Source organism: Acidovorax sp., from assembly GCF_046314175.1.
Lineage (GTDB): Bacteria > Pseudomonadota > Gammaproteobacteria > Burkholderiales > Burkholderiaceae_C > Acidovorax.
The window spans coordinates 1-6,401 of record NZ_JBKBXG010000154.1 but is presented as its reverse complement, the minus strand read 5'-3'; the positions used below and the strand labels follow the sequence as shown (position 1 = coordinate 6,401).

Genomic DNA, 6,401 nt, shown 5'->3' with positions numbered 1-6,401 from the left:
AAATGGTGCGTGTGGCCTTCAGCCTGTTCAAGAACCACAAACGGTTTGATCTCGCATTGGTCTCTGGCAACGCAGTTAATGCTTGACTGGAACCATAGAACCTCAGCCCGAACGGTCGAAAGGGGAAACTCAGCGACTATAAAAACAATAGCTGCCAGCGCTTGATGGATAAGCGCTAGAGACCAAAAACACCCAAAAAATCAACACCCAATCTCCTCCAGACAAGCCGACATCACCCCCGCATCAAACGCCATCTGCACATGCGCCACCCCCTCCACAAACCGGTTGTCCGCCCCCGGCAAACTGGCAGTGCTCGCTGGGAAAACAATGTTGTCGCAGTTCGAATACCAGCACGTAAACAAAGCAGCCCGCCCCGCAGGCTCCGCCTTCTGCAACGCCCCCACCCACTCCCCCGCCAAACTCATCTGCCGCCCATTCACCGCGCGGCTGAACCGCCCCAGCCATGTGCCGCCGTGCGGCGTACCCAGCGTCAACACCCGATGCACCCGCGCATCCGCCTGATGCGCCCGCAACCACGCCCGCACGGCCAAGCCCCCCATGCTGTGGCACAGCAACACCGGCGCCAAACCCGTGGCAGCGGTTACCCGCGCCACGGCCTCTTCAATGATGTCGGCATAGTCGTCGATGGAACCCATCACCGGCTCCAGGTTGACCGCCACATACGCATGGCCAGCGCCCTGCAAGCGCGCAAACCACGGCAGCCACAAACCGCGGTTGCACATAAAACCGTGCACCAGCACCACACCACGCTTACCCGTGGGCTGCGCGGGCAGCCAGTCGGGCAGTGACTGGTGGCGAAACGGCTGGCGCCAGCAAAAGACCATGAGCGCCACCCACACCTCGGCCCACCAGGCTGCCAGCACCTGCAACCAGCGTGCACGCGGCGCTGCGTCTGCGCGGTTGGTGATGTGCATGAGGACAAACTCCACCGCCATCACCATCAGATACAGGCACAGCGGCAGCAGCGCGCCCAGCACCGCACGCATGGGGGACTGCGGCCACTGCCACACCAGCCAGGCGGCCATGGTCAGCAGGATGAACAGGAGCAGGATTCGTTGCCAGCGCGCGATCATGGTGGTGTGGGGCAGATGTTGTAATTAACCAGCCGCATTGTGCGGTCTGGGCCCAGCCCCAACGCCGCCTCTGCGCAGAAAGGACCCCGCCCCATGGACGCCGCCCAGACCATCCGCGACAGCATTGCCGACGTGACCGCGCTGCGGCTGCACCGCACGGGCGCCCCCGCACTGGGCGCGGCAGTGGGCACGGTCAAAACCCTGCAGGCACGGCGCTTTCGGGGCACTTACGCAGACCTGATGGGCTCGCCCTCGTTCGGCCCCGCGGCCCGGTTCTTTCTGGAAGAGCTGTACAGCGACACCGACTACACCGACCGCGACCTGCAGTTTGGCCGCATCGCGGGTACCTTGCAGACCATGTTTCCCCAGCCCGCAGTGACCACAGCGGTGGCCCTGGCGGTGTTGCATGCCCAGACCGAGGGGCTGGACCAGGACATGGGCCGCGCGTGGCTGGTGCATGCCGACGCGGCCAGCGACGCCGCCCGCTACACCGCCGCCTGGCGCACCGTGGGCCAGCGCTATGCGCGGCAAGAGCAGCTGCAGCGCGTGCTGGCCATGGGCACCGACTTGGCACGCCTGACCCGTACGCCCGGCCTGCGGATGATGCTGCGCATGATGAGGGGACCGGCCCACGCGGCGGGCATGGGGGCGTTGCAGAAGTTTCTGGAGGCCGGGTTTGACACCTTTGGCCAGCTGGCGCGCCAGCGTGGCGGGGTAGAGCAGTTTTTGACCACCATCGAGGCGCGCGAGCGGGCGTTGATGGATCAACTGTTTGACGCCGAAACTGTCACCTGCGAGACCCAGCTTGCGCGAACCCTAGGACAAGCCCGATAGCCCATTGCGCCCCCGGATTCCACAATCTGTGCCCACCCTGCGTTGGCGGGGAACCCCCTCTAAGTGAGCACAAGGAAAAAGCGCATGGAAAAGATCTGGCTCAAGAGCTACCCCCCGGGCGTCCCGCATGACGTGAAGCCCGAGCAATACCGCTCTGTGGCCCACCTGCTGGAAGAGTCGTTCCGCAAACACGCATCGAGTCCGTTTTCGGTCTGCATGGACCAGTGGATGACCTATGGCGAGCTGGAACGCCGCTCGGCAGCTTTAGGCGCCTATCTGCAAAGCATCGGGCTGGAACCTGGTGCGCGCGTGGCCATCATGCTGCCCAACATCCCGCAGTTCGGTGTGACCATGGCTGCCGTGCTGCGAGCAGGCTACACCTGCGTCAACGTGAACCCGCTGTACACCGCGCGCGAGCTGGAGCACCAGCTCAAGGACTCGGGCGCCACGGCCATCGTGATCCTGGAGAACTTTGCGCACACGCTGGCCGATGTCATTGACCGCACGGCCATCAAGCAGGTGGTGATGACGTCGATGGGCGACCTGCTGGGCTTCTGGTACGGCCAGTGGATCACGTTTGCTGTGCGGCACCTGGCCAAGATGGTGCCCGCCTATGACCTGCCGCTGTCCAACGGCCGCAAGGTCGTCACGTTCAACAAGGCGCTGTCGCTGGGCGAGCACAAGTCCCTGGCGCCCAGCCAGGCCACGCTCGACTCCATCGCCTTCTTGCAGTACACGGGCGGCACCACGGGTCTGTCCAAGGGTGCGGTACTCACCCACCGCAACATCGTCGCCGCCACGCTGCAGGCCGAGGCCTGGTTCACCCCGGCGTTGTCCAAGGTCGGCGACATCAGCAAGGCCAACTCCATTGCCGCGCTGCCGCTGTATCACATCTTTGCGCTCACGCTATGCCTGCTGGCCATCCGCCAGGGCTCCAGCATGACGCTGATCCCCAACCCGCGCGACATCCCCAAGTTCATTGCCGAGCTGAAGAAGCGGCCGTTCCACATGCTGCCTGCGGTGAACACGCTGTTCAACGCGCTGCTGCAAAACCCGCAGTTCAAGACGCTGGACTTCTCACACCTGTGCGTGTCGCAGGCAGGCGGCATGGCGGCCAGCGAGGGCACGGCCAAGCAGTGGCAAAAGGTGACCGGCAGCACCATGATCGAAGGCTGGGGCATGAGCGAGACCTGCGCCATCGGCACCAACAACCCGGTGATCAGCACCACGTTCAGCGGCAACATCGGCCTGCCACTGCCGGGCATCGACATCGCCATCAAGGACGACGAAGGCAACAGCGTGCCCCAGGGTGATTCTGGCGAGATCTGCATCCGCGGCCCCAACGTGATGACCGGCTACTACAACCAGCCCGAAGAAAACGCCAAGGCCTTCACGGCCGACGGCTTCATGCGCACGGGCGACATCGGCATCATGGACGCCGCTGGCTACACCCGCATCATCGACCGCAAGAAGGACATGATTCTGGTGAGCGGCTTCAACGTGTTCCCCAACGAGCTGGAACAGGTCATCAGCCTGTGCCCGGGCGTGGTGGAATGCGCGGCCATCGGCATACCCGACGAAAAGCAGGGCGAGGCGATCAAGGTGTTTGTCATCAAGAGCGACCCGGCCCTCAGCGAAGACGACGTGGTGCGCTTTTGCCACGACAACCTCACCGGCTACAAGCGACCCAAGTACATCGAGTTCCGCGACGAACTGCCCAAGAGCAATGTGGGCAAGATCTTGCGCAGGGAGCTGCGCAAGGCATAGCTTTTTCCCCGGGCGGCGGCACCTCAGACGAGTGCGGCACCGGGTGTTTCTCCAGGGCGCTTCGGCGCCCTTTTTCTTGTGCGCAGGGCCTGTTCGTCATCGGAGTGAGACCGCTGCCGCAACCATCACCAACGCCTAGCGACACCCTGGAACTTCGGGTTTTCACTGATTAGCAAACGTTTGCGCAAACGTTTGCTTTCGATATGATCCGCTGGCGACAAGGCACCGGGCTGCGCGCATCCGTGGTTTTTGATCGTGTTTTCGCGCACTTGCACGCCGCTGTGCGGCCGCCTTTCTCGTCCACCATTCCAACAGGAGACAACCATGCAGTTCACCCGCCGTTCCGTTCAGACCGCCGCCGCCCTCGCCGTTGTGGGCAGCCTGCTGGCCAGCCCCGCGTTTGCGCAGGACAAGCCCAAGATCGCGCTCATCATGAAGTCGCTGGCCAACGAGTTCTTCCGCACCATGGAAGACGGCGCCAAGGCGCACCAGAAGGCGCACGCCAAGGAATACACGTTGGTGGCCAACGGCATCAAGAACGAGACCGACACCGCTGCGCAGATCAAGATGATCGAACAGGCCATGGCGCAGAAGGTCAGCGCCATCGTGCTGGCCCCGGCCGACTCCAAGGCGCTGGTGCCCGTGGTCAAGTCCGCCATCGACAAGGGCATCATCGTGGTCAACATCGACAACCAGCTCGATGCCGATGCCCTGAAAGAAAAGAACATCACCGTGCCGTTTGTGGGCCCGGACAACCGCGTGGGCGCCAAGCTGGTGGGCGACCACCTGGCCAAGACGCTGAAAGCGGGCGACAAGGTCGGCATCATCGAAGGCGTGTCCACCACCTTCAATGCGCAGCAGCGCACGCTGGGCTACCAGGACGCCATGAAGGCCGCCAACATCACCGTGGTGGGCGTGCAGTCTGGCAACTGGGAAATCGAAAAAGGCAACACCGTGGCCGCCGGCATGATGCGCGAGCACCCCGACCTCGTCGCCCTGCTGGCCGGCAACGACAGCATGGCCCTGGGCGCCGTGGCCGCCGTAAAGGCTGCGGGCAAAACCGGCAAGGTGCAGGTGGTGGGCTACGACAACATCGGCGCCATCAAGCCCATGCTGGCCGACGGCCGCGTGCTGGCCACTGCCGACCAGTACGCCGCCAAGCAGGCCGTGTTCGGGATTGAGCTGGCGCAGAAGGCGCTGGCGGCCAAGACGCCCCAGGCGCAGTTGCCTGCAGCGGTGAAGACAGACGTGGTGCTGGTCACCAAGGGCAGCAAGTAAGCCGGAGCGGCGAACAAAACTCTTCTGGCGTTGTTGCCGTGTGTTGCCGTACTTCCAGTACTGCCCGCGACACGGCGCCTCGCCAGACCGCTTCCCTGAGCTTTGTTCACCGCTCAAGAGATAAAGCCCGCTCTGCAGTCAATCCCCATCACACCACCATGCTCAGTCCCTCCACCGCCCCACAAGCAACGCCCCTGCTCGCCATCCGGGCCGTAGGCAAGGACTACACCGCCACCGTGCTCGATGGCGTGAACGTGGAGCTGTTTGCGGGCGAGGTGCTGGCGCTGACCGGGGAGAACGGCGCGGGCAAAAGCACGCTGTCCAAGATCCTGTGCGGGCTGGAGCAGCCCACGCGCGGCGGCATGCAGCTGGCGGGGCAGACCTACGCCCCCACGTCGCGCCGCGATGCCGAGCGCCACGGCGTGCGCATGGTGATGCAGGAGCTGGGCCTGGTGCCCACTCTCACCGTGGCTGAGAATTTGTTGATGGGCCGCCTGCCGCACCGGCTGGGCTGGCTACAGCGCGATGTGCTGCACGCCGCCGCCCGTGCGCAGCTGGCCAAGATCGGGCTCGACAACATCGACCCCGCCACCCCGGTCACGCAGCTGGGCATCGGCCAGCAGCAGATGGTGGAGATTGCGCGCAACCTGCAGGACGACACGCGCATCCTGGTGCTCGATGAGCCCACGGCCATGCTCACCCCGCGCGAGACCAATTACCTGTTCGAGCAGATCGCCCACCTCACGGCCAAAGGCGTGGCCATCATCTACGTGTCGCACCGGCTCGAAGAACTGCGCCGCATTGCCGACCGCGTGGCCGTGCTGCGCGACGGCCGCTTGGTGGACGTGCGCCCCATGGCGGGCATGAGCGAAGACGACTTGGTGCAGCGCATGGTGGGCCGCGTGGTGAGCGACCTGGACCACCGCCCGCGCCGCCCTGTCGGCCCCGTGGTGATGAGCGCCCAGGGCCTGGGCCGGGACACCGCCGTGCAGGACGTGAGCCTGGAGCTGCGCGCGGGCGAGATCTTCGGCATTGCCGGGCTGGTTGGATCGGGCCGCACCGAGCTGGTCCGCCTGCTGTTTGGCGCCGACCGGGCAGACCGTGGCAGCGTGACGCTGCACCCGAATTCAGAGCAAAAACAGCCGCAAGCGCTAGTAGATCATGCGCAAGCAGCTACACAAAACATAGCAAAACCATCCACTCCAGCGCCCACCGCCCCCCGCACCTGGCAACGGGGCTTTGCCTCGCCGCTGCAGGCCATTGCCGCCGGTGTGGGCCTGGTCACCGAAGACCGCAAATCGCAGGGTCTGCTGCTGTCGCAGCCCATCCGCATCAACGCCACGCTGTCCGACCTGTCGGCCGTGTCGCGCGGCGGCTGGCTGCAGCGCGGGCTCGAAAGCCGCCTGGTGCAGGGATTCATCCGCACCC

At 64.7% G+C, this 6,401-nt stretch carries 5 protein-coding genes; 4 read left to right on the top strand and 1 reads right to left on the bottom strand.

Annotation, left to right across the window (positions count from 1 at the left end):
- Positions 1-200: 200 nt before the first annotated feature.
- Positions 201-1,094 carry an esterase/lipase family protein gene (locus tag ACK4OE_RS24700; RefSeq protein ID WP_409889058.1) on the bottom strand — a complete coding sequence of 298 codons (894 nt, stop codon included), beginning with the start codon at positions 1,092-1,094 and terminating at the stop codon, positions 201-203.
- Positions 1,095-1,187: 93 nt separating this feature from the next.
- On the opposite strand from ACK4OE_RS24700, the gene ACK4OE_RS24695 reads away from it, so the two are divergent.
- From ACK4OE_RS24695 to ACK4OE_RS24680, 4 genes are all read left to right on the top strand, one after another.
- Entirely contained in the window at positions 1,188-1,928 is a 741-nt protein-coding gene (locus ACK4OE_RS24695; RefSeq protein WP_409889056.1) for an FFLEELY motif protein, read from the top strand.
- Positions 1,929-2,012: 84 nt separating this feature from the next.
- The gene (locus ACK4OE_RS24690; protein WP_409889054.1) at positions 2,013-3,695 is read left to right on the top strand and encodes an AMP-binding protein; all 1,683 of its coding nucleotides are present in this window, start codon (positions 2,013-2,015) and stop codon (positions 3,693-3,695) included.
- A 324-nt stretch (positions 3,696-4,019) separates the two neighbouring features.
- Entirely contained in the window at positions 4,020-4,973 is a 954-nt protein-coding gene (locus ACK4OE_RS24685; protein ID WP_409889052.1) for a sugar ABC transporter substrate-binding protein, read from the top strand.
- A gap of 158 nt (positions 4,974-5,131) precedes the next feature.
- Positions 5,132-6,401 (top strand): sugar ABC transporter ATP-binding protein (locus ACK4OE_RS24680; RefSeq protein WP_409889050.1); only part of this gene is annotated, 1,270 nt, incomplete at its 3' end.

Coding starts and splice junctions, on each gene's coding strand:
- ACK4OE_RS24690 (WP_409889054.1), top strand. CDS start 2,013: ATGGAAAAGATCTGGCTCAAGAGCTACCCCCCGGGCGTCCCGCATGAC.
- ACK4OE_RS24685 (WP_409889052.1), top strand. CDS start 4,020: ATGCAGTTCACCCGCCGTTCCGTTCAGACCGCCGCCGCCCTCGCCGTT.
- ACK4OE_RS24695 (WP_409889056.1), top strand. CDS start 1,188: ATGGACGCCGCCCAGACCATCCGCGACAGCATTGCCGACGTGACCGCG.
- ACK4OE_RS24700 (WP_409889058.1), bottom strand. CDS start 1,094: ATGATCGCGCGCTGGCAACGAATCCTGCTCCTGTTCATCCTGCTGACC.